Raw genomic sequence first — 18,382 nt, 5'->3', positions numbered from 1 at the left:
GGTATTTTTCTAAAATGGGGTAGTCTTCTGGAATGTGCAGCCTTTTGATAGCGCGAACAGCTTTTTTAAGTTCTTTTTCTGAAAAAGCCTGCTCTTTGATTGTATTTTCTAATTGGATTATTTTCGAAGGAAGTGCATCGCGGTGAATGACTTTGCGGCCTAAATCACGGTTTTCTGGTGAGGTTCTGATAATAGTTTCTGGGTTGCTTATGACGACGAATGAGAATACCGGAACATTTCGTAAACGATTGGTTGAGAGCCAATTTCTCAGTTGTATTTCTTGACGTTCGATTTGCAGGATCGGATCTGGAAAAGCTCTCTCCGTACCATCCTTTGTTCGGATAAGCTAATTGAACGTAGGATCGAAATATAACGAACCAGCAATATTTTTGACTTCTAAAATCAGCGCAAATTTTTGCGACAGCACAAGCGTATCCATTTGAAAATAACGGGATGAATCCTGTAGTCTCAGATCATGAAAAATGAAGTAGTCTTTCTCAGCTATAAAACTTAGCGGAAAATCTAGAGCAGTCTCCCCTCTATAGCCTGCTGTTCTTTTTTTGAGCTCCTCGGTTATTAGTGGAATTTTCGGATGATTCGAAGGAAGATTTCGAAGCAAAGCTTGTAATTTTTAAATCGAACGAGGAATTTCACGCTTTTTTATAATCATTCAACCACTCCTGTTGTTTTTTCTCTTTCTGCTAGTTCAACAATGGGTCACAAATACCTGCTGGATCTCTAATTTCAAATTTTATCGGCGATTTTTTTATTTTATCGTCGGAATTTCGAATATATCGACGAAAACCACTCATTTATCGGCGATATTTTCAATATATCGATTACTCGACAAGATCCAACATCCTAAGCAGTGTATCAAAAAAATGAATAAAGGATATCCTTTAGATGAAATCCTAATATGCAGGGAGTGAATCATTTGGCAAGTAAAAAGAAAACTGAGCAGGAACAGTCTCGTCTAAGAAAAATGCAAGAGGTTACATATGCAAGGGAATTTAGAAGAGCAGACAGAGCCTCAGGCAGAAAATAATTTGCAGGTTAGGAGCTAAAAAAATGAACAAAAAACAGGATGATATTACAGAAAAAGCATTAAATGAAACCGATGGGGTTTACGAGGAATATTCAACTGAACTGGCGGACGCCGACGATGTGGAAGCGCAAAAACGGGCGGATGCTGCGGACAGACGCGCAAGAAGCAGTGAGAATAAATAAGAAAAAGCAGGTCCAATTGGATCTGCTTTTATTTCTATTGTTTTGGGACCGCCTGTGTTAAACCTTGTATAAGATCGCCCTTTACATCTGCCCAAATCGCTCGATCCGTTGTAAACAGGATAGAAATTTCTTTAACAAATTCTTTAAATGCTTGTTCGTAATCAGCCGATTCTTTAACTGGTAGCTTTTCTTTTAACGTATCGACTTTCTCCTGAACTTGAGGAGCCCTTGGACCCCATTTCCCTATTTCATTTCCGTCTTTATCCAGAAAAATAATAATTGGAATCGATCTTGCATTCCCATTTGTTAAGTATTGGTCCATGAGCTCCAGATTTTCATCCCGGATCAGGTAACGTGCTTCGAGCAGAGCTTCATCCGCAATTCTCATAAAAATCGGCAGGTTCACCATTGCATCGCCGCACCAATCAGCCGTCAGAATAACTGCTTTCAACTGCTCCTTCTGTAATCCTTGCAGCAGTGTTTTTTCATCCTCATCCAAATTAACCTCGTTGTAGACTTTCAGCAAGTTTTCTTTATGGGTTTCCATACTGAAAATATACTCATGCTGCTTCAATCCTTTTTCAAACCATGCTTGAAGGTTCATACTTCCTCATCTCCTTACACATTTTTACCAGCCCATTCTTTCACGAAGCGAAGTAATATGGGCGATATGATGCCGTGAATGCCATGAATACGTGCCGATTGCCTGATAAACGGCAAACTTTTCTTTATCTTCAGGATGGTAATAGGTCTTGTAATAATCTTTTTCCTCAAGCCCTTTTAAAAGGATCACCCATCTTTCATGAAGAGCGGAAAGAAGTTGAATGGAGACCTCGGGCTGAGTATCGTGCGAATCAGGAAGTTCTGCCCAGAGATGCTCAGCATATGGTCTAATCACTGGATTCTCTTCTGTTAACGCCAATTTAAAGCGAACATAGGCGTTCATATGGCTGTCTGGAAGATGGTTTACTACTTGCCAAACGGTCCATCCCCCTTCTCGATAAGGAGTAAGTAGCTGCTCCTTTTTTAGCCCCTGGATGGCTTCCTTCAGCAACACAGGTGCTTTTTGAAGAGTTTCAATTGATTCGTCAATGCTTGCCTGATCAAATGTCTGTAAAACCTCGTGTTTTCCTATTGGATATTTCAAATGATCCATCTGCAGCTCTCCCTTTTACATACTCTGAATGATTTCATTTTATTGATTGGAAAGTCAGAGTTCAATTAAAAGATCGTGAGTGATTACTCACTTTACAATAAGAAAAGCATATGGTACTTTAAATGAGTGATTACTCACTTTTTATTCTAGGGAGGAGAATGAAATGATGACAGCCGTAACAATTTCTAATTTGAGTAAAAGCTATCAATCCAGGTCCGTTTTAGCCGATATCAATTTTTCGATAAAAAAAGGGGAGATTTTTGGCCTTTTAGGACCATCTGGATCTGGAAAAACAACGTTAATTAAGATGATTATCGGTATGGAGAAGCCGAACGAGGGCGAAGTTCATGTTCTTGATACGGTTATGCCAAATTTACCCGTATTAAATCAAATCGGATACATGGGCCAGGCGGATGCCTTGTATGAGGATCTTACTGCCAAAGAAAATCTTTCTTTTTTTGCTACACTGTATGGTTTAAAAAAGCACGAACGGAAATTCAAGATTGACCAAGTGCTGAACCTAGTCGATTTGCAAGATCATAAGGATAAAAAAACCGGCCAGTTTTCAGGCGGGATGAAACGACGCTTGTCTCTCGCGATCGCCCTGTTGCACAACCCGGTTTTGCTCGCACTTGATGAACCAACTGTCGGTATCGACCCTCTGCTTAGGAAATCTATTTGGAATGAGCTCGAGCAGCTAAAGAATAATGGAGTTTCCATTCTTGTCACCACCCATGTCATGGATGAAGCTGAAAAGTGTGACAGATTAGCGTTGATTCGTGATGGCAGACTGATCGGGGTAAACACACCGAAAGGCTTTAAAGAACAATACGGCATATCGTCAATTGAAGAAATTTTTCTTATGAATAGAGGAGACGAAGCATGAGAATAAAAGCGCTTGTTACCAAAATCATTCAACAGTTTTTCTGGGACAAACGGACGTTGTTATTAATGCTTTTTGCCCCGCTTCTCGTACTGACTCTAGCCAATCTTGTTTTAAACAATGAAAATGCTGTTTTTCACACAGGAGGTTACCAGCTTCCAGACGGTCTTGTAAGCAAATTGGAAAAAGAAAATATTGAAGTGGAGGACTACAGCTCGAACCAGCCGAAAAGTGCGATTGAAAATGATCAGCTTGATGCGTTTTTCAGCTTTGGATCGGACGGTCTTTCCGTTACACTCGACAACAGCAGCCAAAATACAAAAGAAATTCTCGGCACATTGCAAAGAATTCAGCAGCCTAAAGGACAATCAGATACCGTGTCTGTGGACTATGCCTATAGCGATGATGAGCTTTCAAGCTTTGACTATACAGGACCTGTGCTTGTCGGATTATTTATTTTCTTTTTCGTCTTTTTAGTGGCGGGGATCTCCTTTTTACGAGAACGAACAAAAGGAACGCTGGAACGAATTCTGGCCACTCCATTAAAACGATATGAAATCGTTGCAGGCTACAGTATCGGATTTGGGCTATTTACGGTTTTGCAATCGATCGTAATTACTTGGTTCGCGATCCAAATCTTGAATTTATACAACTCCGGATCGATTGGCCTTATTCTTATCATTACCATTCTTCTATCTTTAACAGCTTTAACTCTAGGAACCTTTTTATCTACATTTGCAAACAATGAGCTGCAGCTGATTCAGTTTATTCCGCTTGTCATTGTTCCGCAAGTATTTTTTTCAGGCTTGTTTCCGTTAGATGGACTGCCGTCTTGGCTGGAATCCGTAAGCTTTGTGATGCCGCTGTATTATGGAGCAGATGCGCTAAAAGCAGTCATGCTAAAAGGACAGGGATTTCCACAGATCCAAACCGATCTGTTCGTTCTCATTGGTTTTATCACAGCATTTGCCCTGCTGAATATCTTCACTTTAAAAAAATACAGACGGTTGTAATTCGATCAGCTTGTGATCCTCCTTTTCGTTAACTATAATGAAATTATGATTCAAGAAGGAGTAGAAAAATGGCTCGTTTTTCGTTGGAAGAGTTTTTGAATAACAGTGATGAAGAAATAAAAATGAGTGACAAGCAGAAAAAAATCCTGATTGCAGCAATTGAAACATTTTCCGAAAAAGGGTTTGCAGCCACTTCAACAAGTGAAATAGCTAAAAAAGCAGGAGTCGCCGAGGGGACAATTTTCAGGCACTATAAAACGAAAAAGGATTTATTGATGTCGATAGTCATGCCGATTGCTAAAATGATTACACCTACATTTGCGAAAAGCTTCAAGAAAGAAGTTTTTGAGCAAAGCTATCAATCCTTTGAAGAATTTGTCCGCGAGATCATTTCGAACAGATTTGATTTTGTCAAAGCTAATTTCCCTGTCATTAAGATCTTTATACAGGAGGTTTTCTTCCATGAAGAGCTGCAATCTCATTTTAAAAAATTATTTTCTGAACATGTCTACCACCCTTTTAAGCAAAAAGTTGAGGCTGCAGTAGAAAAAGGCGAACTCGTAGAACTACCTGCAGACACCATCATCAGGCTCATAGTGTCATCAATCATGGGATTGGTTGCCGCACGTTTTATAGCTGGAATTGAAATGGATGAAAAAGAAGAAATTGAACGAACAGTTCAGTTTGTGATGAGGGGAATTAGAAAAGAGTGATGATTTCGCTCTCTGACCAATAATTCTTGTTAGATTTTGATAGATTTATGAAATTAGTGGGTAGAAAATCCTCCATGAAAAAATAAATGTACTATTTTTGTTAACGAAACTAAACAATTCGTTCAAAAAGTGTTAACATATAAAAGTAAAATAAAAAATTCTTGAGTTTGCATTTTTAGAGGGGAAGACTGTTTATCTCATTACTTAATTAAATTTAAGTCTGAATGTTTATTTCTGCATATGTTTGTGCATAAATTCACAATCTTATTTCATGAGTGAGATAGACAAGGTGAAAAATCCCCTTCAAAAATAGCCTATTTCTTAATGTAAAGGAGAATTGGATATGCCAGAAACAACCGATCAAACAACCGTATCTGTTAGTCAAGGCCAACGTGATTTACTTGATCAGCTGCTTAAACCTGAAGTTCAAGAGTCATTGACTATATTGGTTGACCAGCTTCCAAAGCTTACAGAGTTAGTAAATATTTTGACAAAGTCTTATGATTTTGCACAATCCGTCGCTTCGGATGATGTTTTGAAGAATGATACTGTTAGTGCAATTACTGAAATGCTCGACCCTGTTAAAGAAACTGCGAAAGAAGTTGCTGCAACTGCAATTGAAGCAAAAGACCGTGCAGACGAAAGCAAAGAAATAATCGGGATTTTCGGGTTGCTGCGTATGATGAAAGATCCGCAAGCACAGAAGCTTTTCCGTTTTGCCCAAAGCTATATGCAAATTATGTCAGAGCGTGAAAACCAAAAATAATATAGAAATTATATTAGAAATAAGGACGGAGGATGCACGATGTCAAAACATATTGTAATTTTAGGCGCTGGTTACGGCGGAGTCCTATCTGCTTTATCAGTTCGCGATCATTACAGCAAAGAAGAAGCGAAAGTAACAGTAGTTAATAAGTATCCGACTCATCAAATTATTACTGAGCTGCACCGCCTTGCAGCTGGCAACGTATCTGAACAAGCAGTGGCTATGCCTTTAACGAAGCTTTTCAAAGGTAAAGACATTGACTTAAAAATTGCTGAGGTCAAATCCTTCTCTGTTGATAATAAAGAGGTTGCTCTTTCAGACGGTTCAACTTTGTCTTACGATGCCCTTGTTGTTGGTCTTGGAAGTGTAACAGCTTACTTTGGCATTCCAGGGCTTGAAGAAAACAGCCTCGTATTAAAATCTGCAGCTGATGCGAATAAAGTTTATCAGCATGTGGAAGATCGCATTCGCGAATATTCAAAAACAAAAAATGAAGCAGATGCTACAATTCTAATCGGGGGCGGCGGATTAACAGGCGTCGAATTAGTCGGCGAGCTTGCCGATATTATGCCGAAGCTTGCAAAAAGCTACGGTGTAAATCCTAAGGAAATCAAACTAAAATTAGTTGAGGCTGGTCCGAAGATCCTTCCAGTATTGCCAGATGATCTAATTGTACGTGCTACAGAAAGCTTGGAAAAACGCGGCGTCGAATTCTTAACAGGCCTTCCTGTAACAAATGTTGAAGGAAACGTTGTTGACCTAAAAGACGGACAAAAAATTAAAACAAATACGTTTGTTTGGACCGGTGGAGTTCAAGGGAATCCGCTAGTCGGCGAGTCTGGCCTAGAAGTTAACCGCGGCCGTGCCACTGTTAACGATTTTCTACAGTCCACTTCTCACGAAGATGTATTCGTTGCTGGCGACAGCGCAGTGTACTTTGGCGCTGACGGACGTCCATTCCCGCCAACTGCGCAAATTGCATGGCAAATGGGCGAGCTGATCGGCTACAACCTTTACGCATACCTAGAAAACAAAACACTTGAAACGTTCAGCCCGGTAAATTCCGGTACACTTGCAAGCCTTGGCCGCAAAGATGCGGTAGCCATTATTGGCGCAAACTCTACACCTTTAAAAGGTCTTCCTGCGTCCCTAATGAAAGAAGCAAGCAACGTACGTTATCTATCACATATTAAAGGGCTTTTCAGCTTAGCTTACTAAGCTCCCGCATGCAAAATAAAAAGGCATTGTTCAATTTAAATTTGACAATGCCTTTAATTATTTTGACGTTGGTGAAACAGTAACTATAGGTAATGTGATTCCTTGCTCAGGATTTGTGCCTTTCCCCTGACTTATGTGCCGCTTTCCTGGTTTATGTTCTACCTCCGTGATTTATGTGCCAGCTTACCCAATTTATATGCTCCTTCCGACCGCAAGCTTATGCTTTTCTCTCCCGAAAATGCCGGCCGCTTCTGGCTTCCATCACCCAATATTCTTATTGAACTGGCTTTGGTACAGTCCGAAATAAAAGCCTTTTTGCTTGATCAATTCGTTGTGTGTCCCTTTTTCGGTAATCCTGCCGTCTTCAAGAACGATGATTTGGTCGGCGTTTTGAATGGTGTTCAGCCGGTGTGCGATAACTACACTCGTCCTTCCTTTCATCAAATACCCGAGCGCTTCTTGAATCTTTAATTCAGTTACAGTATCAATGCTGCTGGTGGCTTCGTCTAAAATGAGCAGTACGGGATCTGCCAAAAGGGCTCTTGCGATAGAGATTAACTGCTTTTGGCCCTGGCTGATTCCGCCGCCATTTTGATTAAGTTTTGTCTGATACTTATTTGGCAGCTTTTCAATAAAAGCGTGAGCATTGGCATGTTTTGCAGCCTCAATCACTTCCTCTTTACTTGCATCGAGCCAGCCGTACCTGATGTTTTCCAATATCGTCCCTTGAAAAAGAAAGGAATCCTGCAGGACAAAGCCCATATGCTTTCGAAGGCTTTCTCTCGTAATCTGCCTGCTGTCATGCCCATCAATATAAATGTGTCCGCTGTCCGGTTCATAAAATCTCGCAAGTAAATTGGTCACCGTCGTTTTTCCAGCTCCGGTTGGACCGACAAAGGCGATGGTTTCACCCGGCTGAATGGTGAACGTTAAGCCGCTGACTGTTTTTTCGCCTTTTTCGTAGGAAAAGGCGACATCCTTAAACTCAACTTTTCCTTTATTGATTGTATGATGGCCGGCGCTTTCTTCGTCCTCTGTTTCTTCCCTTTCATCTATGATATCAAATACACGTTCAGCCCCTGCGATTGCAGAAAGCAAAGTATTAAACTGATTGGCTAAATCATTCAGGGGACGCGTAAACTGTCTGGAATACTCTGCGAATATCACGATCTCTCCAATTGAAATGGCGCCATTCAAGGCAAAAATGCCGCCGATCCCTGCAATAATCGTAAAACTGAGGTTGTTTAGCATATTCATAACCTTTGGAATAAAACCGGAAATCGTTTGCGCCCAAAAGCCCGATGTTTTCAACCGTTCACTTTTTTCTAAAAAGGAGGTGACGACTCTTTCCTCTTGCGAAAAGGTTTTAACAATCCTCTGTCCATTAATCGTTTCTTCGATATACCCATTCAATTCTCCTAAATTTTTTTGTTGTTCTTTAAACAGTTCTCCCGTTCGGTTTGTAATCCACTTCATCCCAATCGCCATCAACGGAATAATCGTCATTGTCAAAAGTGTTAGCAATGGGCTTAAATAAAGCATGACTGCGATTGTTCCGATCAGTGTCAAAACACTGGAAAGCACCTGTATGGCCGAGCTATTTAGTGTCGAACTTACGTTTTCCATATCATTTGTTACTCTGCTCATCAGCTCGCCGTGCTGGCGCTTGTCAAAGAAAGATATCGGCAGCTGATGCAGACGGGAAAAAAGCTCATTTCTAACCGTATAAACCGTCTTTTGAGAGATATTAATCATCCAGTAATTTTGGAGCCAGAGGGAAGCGGAATAAATGATATATATGACAAAAAGGGCAGCAAGAATCAGCAGCAAACCGTTCGTTTTGTTTTTTACGATGTACTCATCTATCGTAACACCGATTAAAAACGGGCCTAAAAGGCTTAAAGCAGAGCTTAGGATAACCATCGAAAACACAAGAAACAGCTTTGTTCTCTCTTTTGCAAGATAACTCCATATCCGCTTTAATGTACCTTGCCAATCTTTTGCTTTCGAAGCTCTTTTTACCGATTGATCTTTTTTGTTTCTGTCTAGCTTTTTATATCGAAAAGGATCAGTAATTTGCCTGGACATAGTTCAATGACTCCTTTCCGAACTGAGATTTATATATGCGTTGATAAAGCTTTGATGTGCGCACCAGCTCTTCGTGTTTCCCTTTCTCTAAAAGCTTTCCGTCCTCTAAAAGTAAAATCTGGTCTGCCTTCATCGCCGTACTTATCTTTTGCGTGATAATAAATAAAGTACAATCATAATCATTAATGGCTTTTAATAGAAGCGCTTCTGTTTTTAAATCAAGCGCGCTTGTGCTGTCATCGAGAAAAAGCAGCTTAGGCCTGCGAACCAATGCTCTTGCAATCGACAATCGCTGTTTTTGTCCGCCAGATAGATTGACTCCTTTTTGCCCTAGCACGGTTTCATATTTATTTGGGAGCCTGTCAATCGTATCGTGTATTTGAGCGCTTTTCGCAGCAGCAATCACTTCATTCATTGTGGCATCTTCTTTTCCCCATCTGATATTCTCCTTGATCGTGCCTGAAAAAAGCAGAGCTTCCTGCGGAACGAAACCTATTTGCTTACGAAGCTGGTGAATTTTATAGCCTTCTATCGGCTGATTATCAATCATAATTGAGCCTTTATCTGACTCATACAACCGTGGAATTAATTGAAAAAGTGTTGATTTCCCCGATCCTGTCGCCCCCATAATTGCAATTTTCTCACCGGGATAAGCTGTAAAAGATAGATCATGAAGGACTTCCGTATTTGTTCCCGGATAGCGAAAGGAAACATTACGGAATTCAACTTTCCCTCGAATAGCTGCCTCGTTGTTTCCTTCTTGCCGATCGGCTTCTTCCGTGTCAAGGACCTCTGAAATTCGTTCAGCTGAAGCCTTTGCACGAGAAAACCCCATGATAATAAAAGCAACCATGGAAAGTGCCCCTGTAATACGTGTCGCGTAATTGACAATTGCAACCACTTCCCCGACCTGTACCTGTCCATTGCGAACATCAATACTACTGATCCATAGGACCCCAAGCAGCCCAAGATTCATCAGGAGGAGCAGAACAGGCATTGACGATTCCATTAAACGAAGCGCATAAATCGTCTTGTCCTTCAACTTATCATTAGAGGCAATAAATCGTTTCACCTCATGCTTTCCGCGAATAAGCGCCTTAATCAGCTTCATTGCTGCTAAGTTTTCCTGCATAATAGCGTTCACGTGATCCAGATTACGTTGAACAGCTCCAAATATGTTGGCGCCTTTTTTTAGAAGCCAAAGTAAAAAAAAGAACAACAACGGTGTCGTAATCAGAAGAAATAAACCTAGCTTTACGTTGACAGTAAGAGCCATAATCATGCTTCCTGCGATTAACAGCGGAGCTCTTAACATGATCCGTAATCCCATGAAGATAATATTTTGCAGCTGGGTGATATCATTGGTTAAGCGAGTAATATAAGAAGAAGACGGAAATTGGGCGAAAACAGAAAAAGAAAAGTCTTGAATTTTTTCAAATAACGCCTTTCGGAGATTAAAACTGAGGCTTTGGCTTACATGCCCGGCGTAAAACGAATTAATAATGCCAGAAGCAAAAGAAAAAATTGTTGCTCCCACCATAATTGCTCCCCACAATAGGACAGCTTGATAATCGTTTGCCATGATTCCTTCATCAATAATTTTCGCCATCAAGAGTGGCTGCACCAGCTCTACAGCTAGCTCAGTGAACATGAAAAACAGAGCAATCCCTATCGCCAGACGATAAGGCTTAAAAAAAGAGAAAACTTTTGCCATAAGTAAGCCCCCAGAGATTTCTTTCATTTTCTTTTGACACTCGAAATATTTGCTTTATGTATATTATTAGATTATACTCTATCATCGCCTAATTTAAAGAAAAAATTAAAAAAAGCCTCCTGATATGAGGCTTTTTAGCGGACAATTTTTTCTGCTTGTCTAGCTTTCACGGCTTCATCAACTACTTCCTTTAACGATTTTCCGAAACCCGCTTGCATGACAGCAGCGTATGCACCTTCTACCAGCGGCGCATCTGCCAGCTCAACTTCAATATCCTCCTCCAGCAGCTCGATTGCCATTTCCGCATTCATTACGGCGCTGCCAAAATCAAAAAAAACGGCCACTCCATCACCTGAGTTTACGGATTCAATCGCTTCTTTTATTTTTATCGCGCTTGTTCCGATTTCTCCGTTATCTGTTCCGCCAGCGTCTGCGACGTTTATAGTAGGCATCGCCTGCTTAACTAAATCAAAAACTCCTTTTGAGAGATGAGGGCTATGGGATATGACGACCAGACCTACTGCCATTTATAATTCCTCCTCTTTAATTGCTTGAACAAGTGCTTCAATGATATAAAAGGTTGACTGGGCTCCGGGGTCAATATGGCCAACAGAACGTTCTTTATAATAAGATGCACGACCTTTTTTTGCTTCTAGATCTTTTGATTTTTCTAAGGCCTCTTTGGCAGCGTCTCTTATTTCATCAACTGCAGCTGCTTCTTTCTTTTCTTGTAACAGCTGAGCTACGGGTGCCCATATATCAATCAGCGTTTTATCGCCTATATCAGCCTTACCGCGCTGCATCATGCCTTTTGCAGCTTCATGAAATGCTTCTCCCAGCTGTTCCATTCCAGCCTCTTCCAGCTCTTTTAGCGGTCTGCTCATCTTCAAAAATGCAGTGCCGTAAAGAGGACCTGATGCACCGCCCACTTTTGAAATAAGAGATTGACTGACAGCCCGCAGCACAGCGCCGATCGACTCAAGGTTATCAACCCCATTAGCAGCCTCCCTGAATCCTCTTGCCATATTTAAGCCATGATCTCCATCGCCTAATGCTTGATCTAGTTGATTCAGTGACTCTTTTTCTTGTTCGAGAATATCTGCTGAGTTTTTTATCCATTTTTTTGCGGTTTCCGTTGTGAATGCCATCTTTTTCAACTCCCTGATTCAGATTGGATGAACGCCGCTGTTTGTGCTGGTGCCAGGAGGAGTTCCTTTAAGCCGGAATCAAGCTTAGCCAAAGTTATCGAAGCTCCGGCCATTTCTATCGCCGTCATAAATTCTCCGACATATGTGCTCCCAATTTGAATTCCTTTTTCCTCAAGCACGTCTGCCGCTCGATTATTTAACACGTAGAGCTCCATCAAAGGAGTCGAACCAAGACCATTTACCATGACCGCCACTTCATCTCCTTTTAGGAGATCCAATTCAGCTGTTAATTTGTTTAATAGCAAATCAGCAATCTCATTTGCTGTTTTCAGCTTTTCTCGTGATAAACCGGGCTCCCCGTGGATTCCGATGCCAATTTCCATTTCCTCATCACCGATTTCGAATCCAGGATTTCCGGATCCCGGCACATATGCAGGTGATAGTGCCACGCCGAGGGTTTTTGTTTGACTGATTAACTTTTCGGCAGCAGCTTTTACCTCATCCAAAGACCCGCCTTTTTCAGCCAGGGCTCCGGCAGCTTTGTGTACCAAAACCGTTCCGGCTACCCCTCTTCTCCCCGTCGTATGTGTACTGTCTTCTACTGCGATATCATCATTTACAATCACCTGCTTAACTTCGATCCCTTCGTCTTCGGCCAGCTCAGCAGCCATTTCAAAATTCATTACGTCACCATTATAATTCTTAATGACAAGCAAGACTCCCTTTCCCTGGTCGACTGCTTTAATCGCTTCAAAAACCTGGTCAGGTGTTGGAGATGTAAATACCTCTCCCGCAACAGCTGCATCCAGCATCCCTTTTCCGACATAACCCGCATGAGATGGCTCATGCCCGCTCCCGCCACCGCTAACAATCCCTACCTTTGGAGTTTCAGAAAGCTGCTTTCTAACTATGACAGTGGTGTTAGGCATTCTTTTCACAACATCAGAATGCGCTTTCACCATTCCATCCAGCATTTCGTCTACTATCGTTTCAGCATCGTTTATTATTTTTTTCATCACCTTTTCCCCCTTAAACTGACATATCCATCCGTCAGATATTTTTTGTTTTCCTTTTCAGGAGTATTAGTAAACGTAATTTGCAGTTTTCTTGAAATCGAATTTATTATAGAATTGGTATACTCATATACGACACCTTAACAAAGAAGGAGTATTTGCATAGTGGCACCTTTAAACGAAGAGCAGTTGCAACAAATACGTGGTGAACGGAAAGAACAAATTATGGAAGCGGCTCTTAAAGTCTTTGCTCGCAGAGGCATTATTGGTACTAAAATGAGCCTGATAGCAACTGAAGCGGGAATCAGTCCCGGACTTCTTTACCGCTACTTCAAATCAAAAGATGAGCTTTTTAATACCCTTGTTCAGAATGCCATGAAGGAATCAGTTTCAGAAATAGGGAACATCTACCATCTTCCAGGTTCACCGATGGATAAAATAAAGATTTTGACAGAACACATACTTGATGAAAGCGGGCAGCTTTATTTCTTGCTCGTTCATCAAGCCCGCACGTCTGAGGAAGTGCCGGAAGAGACGAAGCAGCTTATCGAACAGCATTCATTAGATACTTTTGTTGATCTATTGGAGTCATTATTCATAGAAGGACAAAAAAACGGTGAAATTGCGGCGGGTGATCCGAGAAAGCTGATTGCAAGCTATTATACCGTTCTATCCGGTCTTATGACATTGAATATTCACGGAGAGGACAGCTACCATATGCCGGAAGTTGACAGACTGTTAAGGATAATATCAGCTGATTAAATCAAGGTTCCAGGCGGACAGGCTATGTCCAGTGGAATATATTTTTTGAAAAGAGGGCAACCGATGATTGAAACTACAGATATTATAACAACTTTAGAAGAGCTTCAGCTAAATAACTGGCAGCCGCTGCAGACGATGGTTTACGATGGGTGGATTCTACGATTTGCCGATGGCTATTCAAAACGGGCAAATTCAATACAGCCGCTCTATCCATCTACATCTGATCTTGATAAAAAGATTGCTGAATGTGAACAGATGTATGCAAGCAAACAGCTGCGGACAGCATTTAAAATGACCCCTTCCGTTTTCCCAAGAAATTTGGACAAGGTACTGGATCAAAAGGGATACGTGATTGAAGACAGGGCAAGTGTACAAATTCTTGATTTAACGGATATAAAAAATCCTTCTTTTCCAAATATAACGATTGATGAAACACTTCTTGACAGCTTTGATGATTATTGCAAACTATCAGGCATTCCTGATAGCCAAAAAGCTACGGTGAAAAGGATGTTTTCAAATATTAGGACAAAAAAAGCCTTACTTTCTCTAACCATTAATAATACTGCAGTTGCATACGGACTTGGAGTGATAGATCGGGAATATCTCGGAATATGGGGAATTGTAACGGATCGAAAGCACCGAAAACAGGGACTTGGCGAACAGTTACTTTTGAACCTATTGCAATGGGGCAAAAAGAACGGAGCAAAATCGAGTTTTCTTGTGGTCGTTGCTAACAATCAACCAGCTTTAAATCTATATTCTAAAATTGGATTTAAAGAGAAATACCAACAGTGGTATCGAGTAAAAGAACAACAGACTTACAAATAGGCAGTAACTCCCTAAAGTGCGGGTTTTACTGCCAGTTTATTCGGGAGAAGGATTTTTAATTCATTCACAGCCGGTGCCGTCACCATCACGATCGAGGTGGTTTCCATAGCCAAGGTCACCCTTGTGGATCGGTGCAGCTCCAGCATTTTTGACTTCAGTACAATTTTTGTAATGTATGTCATCCTTCTCATCGCTGGAAATATTCGAGTTGACACTGCGGGTATTATCTTTTTCACTAACGAATCCTTTGTCTGTCGAGTAATCTTCAATGGACCAAATCCCCAGCTGCTTCTTTTTTGCATAAGCTTGTGCATTTTCATAAGCGTCTAAATGCCTCGTATTGGGAGGATAAACATACGCAACACGTGCCGAACCTTCTTTTACCAACTGCTCCTGTACAGACTTACCATCTACATAAACGTAGGCCAACAATCGTCCGTATTTATCAGTTCGATCGCCGACGTCAAACTCGATCGTGATCTCTCCGCCATTAATCAGCTGTTTATTGCGGTTATATGCCTCTTTTCCAAATGGTTGCGCACCTAATCGCGGGTGCTTCGTCTCGGGCGTATCAATTAAAAGGTAGCGGACGGTTTTTTCTTCACCATTATAAAGAACTTTTATTGTGTCACCATCAATTGTTTGAACCAATTGAACAGGTATTTGATCGGTTGTTCCTGCTGTTTTTACAGGGTTTTCTTGTTTCGGTTTGTTTTCTTCCGCCTTAGGCTCATTATCCGAGGAATAATCCTCAACTGTGGCGTAAGGGCTCATCTCTTCATAATTTTCGCCACCGCATCCAGACAAAAACAAAAGCATTCCAAGTCCTAATACAGACATTCGCTTTCCTGGCTTTATTCGTTTTCGACGAAACAATATATGTAAAAATAACTTCACTTTATAAACTCCTTAATTTGTCATTCGTAGAGGTCGTAATTATCAATATGACATAAATACTTTCCTATTGTAACATGAAAATCTATTGCTTTATTACAAAAATTAATTTTCGTTGATATTTTTGTTACATTTTTGCGACAAAAAGAAAACCTTTCATTTGGAAAAGGCTTCTTTAAATGCGGACTAAGAATCCTGGCTCTGTAGTCAAATTCCATTTTTCAATAGAAGATAATTGCTTTAGAGCATGCTCTAAGGTGTAAAATAAAGCATAAAACAAGAGATAACCAATCAAATAATGCCATAAAAAGAGAGGGGAATAAGGATGAATCGTAACATCATATATTTGCTAGCTGCCGGAAGTTTTTTAACAGGTACAGTCGCTTTAGTGATTTCAGGTATTATTGATGTTATTGCTTCAGATATGCATATTTCTGTGGCTATGGCTGGACAAATGATGACTATATATTCATTTTCCTCTGCGATTGGCGCTCCAATCATCGTTATGTACACAGCAAAATGGGAACGAAAAAAAGTTTTGTTATCTGTTTTGATTTTATTTGTTATTGGAAATGCTTTAACTGCGGCAAGTTCTTATTTACTTTTGCTTCTGTTGGCACGTATTATCCTGGGCATTAGCGGCGGGGCGTACATAATCGTAGCTATATCGATGGCATCAAAATTAGCAGTACCGGAAAAAAAGGGCAACGTGATCAGCATTATTATGACAGGCTACAGCAGTTCTTTGGTCTTAGGTGTACCATTAGGTGTTTTGATGACAAATTGGATGAATTGGCGGTGGATTTTTCTGCTGCTGGCTCTTGTCACTTTATTGACTATTGCTGGTATTGCTCGCCTTGTACCAAAGATCGAAGGGCATGCATCTGCATCCTTCAAGAAGTCATTGTCGCTTTTTACAACGGTACAGTGATTAGTGCATTGTTTTTGAGCTTGTTTTGGATCATGGGCTATTATGCTGTTTATACTTATTTGACACCATTTCTAAAAAATAATGTACATATGGATACTACGATGATAAGTGTCGTTTTATTAATTCTGGGTATTTTTTTCAATGATTGGATCGCGGTTTGGCGGTTATAGTTCGGATCGCTTCTGAACCACTCGCACATTGGTTTTATGCCTATTGATTCATGCTTTATCATTGATATGTATACCTCTTTTAATAGGAAGCTTGATGAGTACAGTATTGGTCTTGTGATTTGGATGTGTGCGTCATGGATGACAGGACCTTCCACGCAGACTTATTTTGTACAAGAAGTTCCAGAATCATCTGAACTGCTCATTAGTCTTAATATTTCCGTTTTGCAGCTGGGATCCGCTTTAGGAGCAGGGTTTGGCGGAGTAGTTGTAAATTCCACTGCCTCTACTGCCCACAATCCTCTTATTGGTGGATGTGTTGTCATTTTAGGGTTGATAGCAGCTCTTATTTCCTTTTCGCTTCGAAGGAAAGCTGCTGTAAAAATAGATAAAGCAGGATGATTGATTAGATTATATAAATAAAAGCCTGCAAATTGTGGCAGGCTTCTTTATTATTTACTGTTTCATTCTGGAACAACGAGCTGTCCATACGGGCTTGATACAATTTCATGATTTTCCATTACTGTTGTTCCACGGACAATCGTTCCAACAGGGACACCTTTTACTTTAAAGCCGTCAAACGCTGTTACCTTGCTTTTGCTATGAAGGTTTTCTCTTTTTATTACCATTTCTTTGTTCATATCAACAATCGTAAGATCAGCGTCACTGCCAATAGCAAGGGATCCTTTTTTCGGGTAGATTCCGTACTGCTTTGCTGGATTCTCAGCTAACACTGCGACTGCTTCGTTTAATGTAATTTTCCCTTCACTAACAGCATTCAACATGAGCGGAGCAAGCGTCTCAACTCCGCATATGCCAGCCGGGATCGACCACAGCTCGCCGTCCTTTTCCGCTTCCGTATGAGGAGCATGGTCAGAGCAAGCAATGGAAACTGTTCCATCCTTTATCCCCTTCCAAAGCTCATTTTGATCCTTCCTATACTTTACAGGAGGATACACTTTCATCTGAGGACCGATTTTCTCGTAATCTTCATTGCTTAAAAAGAGATAATGCGGACAGGTTTCAGATGTAATAGGATAGCCCTCTGCCTGGGCCCGTCGGACATGCTTGACTCCTTCTGCTGTACTCACGTGCAAAATATGCAGCCTTGCTCCGGTATTTTTAGCCATGGCGATACCTGTTTGTATCGTAACCTCTTCTGCAAGATTTGGCCTGCCATCCAGCAATGCCTCATAATCATTTCTCCCTTCAGCTTCCACTTTATCTGTCAGCCGCTGGATGATTTGATTGTTTTCGGCATGAATCGCCAAAATTTGTCCTGTCTTTTCCACCTCTTTAAAGATATCGTATACCTCTCCATCCGTTAGCGGCGGAATCACTCCAGGGTCTCCATCTTTATAATTGTACATCAGCTGATACGTTTCACTGTTTATCGCATAACCCCAGAAAAATTTAAATCCGATTACACCTGCTTTATGAAGCGGCAGGATATCCTTGCGATTTATATCGCCGAGGCAAATGCCCCAGATGCCAAAATCAACATGGGCTTTCGGAGTAAGGTTATCCTTTTGCTTGTTGAAATTTTCAACCGTATTTATCGGCGGATTAGTATTTGGCATTTCAAAAACAGTCGTTATTCCTCCGGCTGCAGCAGCCCTTGTGCTGTAATAAAAATCTTCTTTATACGTTGGGCCTGGATCCCTTGAATGAATATGCGTGTCGATAAATCCCGGCAGAACGTATAAGCCTTCTGCATTCGTTTCCTTTACTGCTTCTCCCGATAATTCGTTTGATGCAATGGCCGCGATTTTTCCGTCTTTGATATAAAGATTACCTTTGATGAATTCGCAGTCTGAATAAATGATGCCGTTTTTTATGACATGGTCCCACTTCACGATGC

At 40.9% G+C, this 18,382-nt stretch carries 21 protein-coding genes; 11 read left to right on the top strand and 10 right to left on the bottom strand.

The window, feature by feature from the left end; genetic code table 11:
* Positions 1-346: 346 nt before the first annotated feature.
* Complete coding sequence (locus AM592_RS24455; protein WP_225970315.1) at positions 347-619, bottom strand: nuclease-related domain-containing protein; 273 nt, start codon at positions 617-619, stop codon at positions 347-349.
* 297 nt (positions 620-916) lie between these two features.
* Between AM592_RS24455 and AM592_RS23020 the strand changes: the two genes are divergently transcribed.
* Positions 917-1,045: a YfhE family protein gene (locus AM592_RS23020; protein WP_082363642.1), complete on the top strand. Its 129-nt coding sequence runs from the start codon at positions 917-919 to the stop codon at positions 1,043-1,045.
* Between the two features lie 23 nt (positions 1,046-1,068).
* A complete protein-coding gene (locus tag AM592_RS23015; RefSeq protein WP_082363639.1) occupies positions 1,069-1,227 on the top strand; it encodes a YfhD family protein in 159 nt (52 codons plus the stop codon).
* A 34-nt stretch (positions 1,228-1,261) separates the two neighbouring features.
* On the opposite strand, the gene AM592_RS01330 is transcribed toward AM592_RS23015, so the two are convergent.
* The gene (locus tag AM592_RS01330) at positions 1,262-1,831 is read right to left on the bottom strand and encodes a thioredoxin family protein (RefSeq protein WP_053602117.1); all 570 of its coding nucleotides are present in this window, start codon (positions 1,829-1,831) and stop codon (positions 1,262-1,264) included.
* Positions 1,832-1,855: 24 nt separating this feature from the next.
* Positions 1,856-2,389 carry a YfiT family bacillithiol transferase gene (locus AM592_RS01325; protein WP_376773424.1) on the bottom strand — a complete coding sequence of 178 codons (534 nt, stop codon included), beginning with the start codon at positions 2,387-2,389 and terminating at the stop codon, positions 1,856-1,858.
* Positions 2,390-2,549: 160 nt separating this feature from the next.
* Between AM592_RS01325 and AM592_RS01320 the strand changes: the two genes are divergently transcribed.
* The 5 genes from AM592_RS01320 to AM592_RS01300 all read left to right on the top strand — a co-directional run bounded on the left by AM592_RS01320 (position 2,550) and on the right by AM592_RS01300 (position 6,976).
* A complete protein-coding gene (locus AM592_RS01320; protein ID WP_053605942.1) occupies positions 2,550-3,269 on the top strand; it encodes an ABC transporter ATP-binding protein in 720 nt (239 codons plus the stop codon).
* Complete coding sequence (locus AM592_RS01315) at positions 3,266-4,279, top strand: ABC transporter permease (protein ID WP_053602115.1); 1,014 nt, start codon at positions 3,266-3,268, stop codon at positions 4,277-4,279. Before AM592_RS01320 ends, AM592_RS01315 begins: the two co-directional genes overlap by 4 nt.
* A gap of 68 nt (positions 4,280-4,347) precedes the next feature.
* Complete coding sequence (locus tag AM592_RS01310) at positions 4,348-4,992, top strand: TetR/AcrR family transcriptional regulator (RefSeq protein ID WP_053602114.1); 645 nt, start codon at positions 4,348-4,350, stop codon at positions 4,990-4,992.
* Between the two features lie 343 nt (positions 4,993-5,335).
* Positions 5,336-5,758, top strand: a complete 423-nt coding sequence (locus AM592_RS01305; RefSeq protein WP_053602113.1) for a helical membrane plugin domain-containing protein — start codon at positions 5,336-5,338, stop codon at positions 5,756-5,758.
* Between the two features lie 39 nt (positions 5,759-5,797).
* Positions 5,798-6,976, top strand: coding sequence for an NAD(P)/FAD-dependent oxidoreductase (locus tag AM592_RS01300; protein ID WP_053602112.1), 1,179 nt, complete (start codon positions 5,798-5,800; stop codon positions 6,974-6,976).
* Positions 6,977-7,237: 261 nt separating this feature from the next.
* Here AM592_RS01300 and AM592_RS01295 read toward each other — a convergent pair whose 3' ends face one another.
* The 5 genes from AM592_RS01295 to dhaK all read right to left on the bottom strand — a co-directional run bounded on the left by AM592_RS01295 (position 7,238) and on the right by dhaK (position 12,942).
* A complete protein-coding gene (locus AM592_RS01295) occupies positions 7,238-9,064 on the bottom strand; it encodes an ABC transporter ATP-binding protein (RefSeq protein ID WP_053602111.1) in 1,827 nt (608 codons plus the stop codon).
* Entirely contained in the window at positions 9,045-10,778 is a 1,734-nt protein-coding gene (locus tag AM592_RS01290; RefSeq protein WP_053602110.1) for an ABC transporter ATP-binding protein, read from the bottom strand. The genes AM592_RS01295 and AM592_RS01290 overlap by 20 nt, the downstream gene beginning before the upstream one ends.
* Before the next feature lie 134 nt (positions 10,779-10,912).
* Positions 10,913-11,305, bottom strand: a complete 393-nt coding sequence (gene dhaM, locus AM592_RS01285; protein ID WP_053602109.1) for a dihydroxyacetone kinase phosphoryl donor subunit DhaM — start codon at positions 11,303-11,305, stop codon at positions 10,913-10,915.
* Entirely contained in the window at positions 11,306-11,926 is a 621-nt protein-coding gene (gene dhaL, locus AM592_RS01280) for a dihydroxyacetone kinase subunit DhaL (protein ID WP_053602108.1), read from the bottom strand. It lies immediately after the preceding gene.
* Positions 11,927-11,931: 5 nt separating this feature from the next.
* Complete coding sequence (gene dhaK, locus AM592_RS01275) at positions 11,932-12,942, bottom strand: dihydroxyacetone kinase subunit DhaK (RefSeq protein WP_053602107.1); 1,011 nt, start codon at positions 12,940-12,942, stop codon at positions 11,932-11,934.
* Between the two features lie 162 nt (positions 12,943-13,104).
* Between dhaK and AM592_RS01270 the strand changes: the two genes are divergently transcribed.
* The gene (locus AM592_RS01270; protein WP_053602106.1) at positions 13,105-13,701 is read left to right on the top strand and encodes a TetR/AcrR family transcriptional regulator; all 597 of its coding nucleotides are present in this window, start codon (positions 13,105-13,107) and stop codon (positions 13,699-13,701) included.
* Positions 13,702-13,764: 63 nt separating this feature from the next.
* On the top strand, positions 13,765-14,529 hold the full coding sequence (locus AM592_RS01265; RefSeq protein ID WP_053605941.1) for a GNAT family N-acetyltransferase: 765 nt from the start codon (positions 13,765-13,767) through the stop codon (positions 14,527-14,529).
* A 60-nt stretch (positions 14,530-14,589) separates the two neighbouring features.
* Here AM592_RS01265 and AM592_RS25080 read toward each other — a convergent pair whose 3' ends face one another.
* A complete protein-coding gene (locus AM592_RS25080) occupies positions 14,590-15,426 on the bottom strand; it encodes a thermonuclease family protein (RefSeq protein ID WP_053602105.1) in 837 nt (278 codons plus the stop codon).
* A 322-nt stretch (positions 15,427-15,748) separates the two neighbouring features.
* Here AM592_RS25080 and AM592_RS01255 point away from each other — a divergent pair, with 322 nt between their 5' ends.
* Positions 15,749-16,354, top strand: coding sequence for an MFS transporter (locus AM592_RS01255; RefSeq protein WP_053602104.1), 606 nt, complete (start codon positions 15,749-15,751; stop codon positions 16,352-16,354).
* A gap of 206 nt (positions 16,355-16,560) precedes the next feature.
* Positions 16,561-16,923: an MFS transporter gene (locus tag AM592_RS01250; protein ID WP_148564296.1), complete on the top strand. Its 363-nt coding sequence runs from the start codon at positions 16,561-16,563 to the stop codon at positions 16,921-16,923.
* 62 nt (positions 16,924-16,985) lie between these two features.
* Here the strand turns inward: AM592_RS01250 and allB are convergent, their stop codons facing one another.
* A complete protein-coding gene (allB, locus tag AM592_RS01245) occupies positions 16,986-18,377 on the bottom strand; it encodes an allantoinase AllB (RefSeq protein WP_053602102.1) in 1,392 nt (463 codons plus the stop codon).
* Positions 18,378-18,382 lie beyond the last annotated feature (5 nt).

The organism is Bacillus gobiensis (genome assembly GCF_001278705.1).
Taxonomy (GTDB): Bacteria; Bacillota; Bacilli; order Bacillales; family Bacillaceae; genus Bacillus; species Bacillus gobiensis.
Note: the sequence above shows the minus strand (reverse complement) of the source record. Positions and strands in the feature narration are given on the sequence as shown.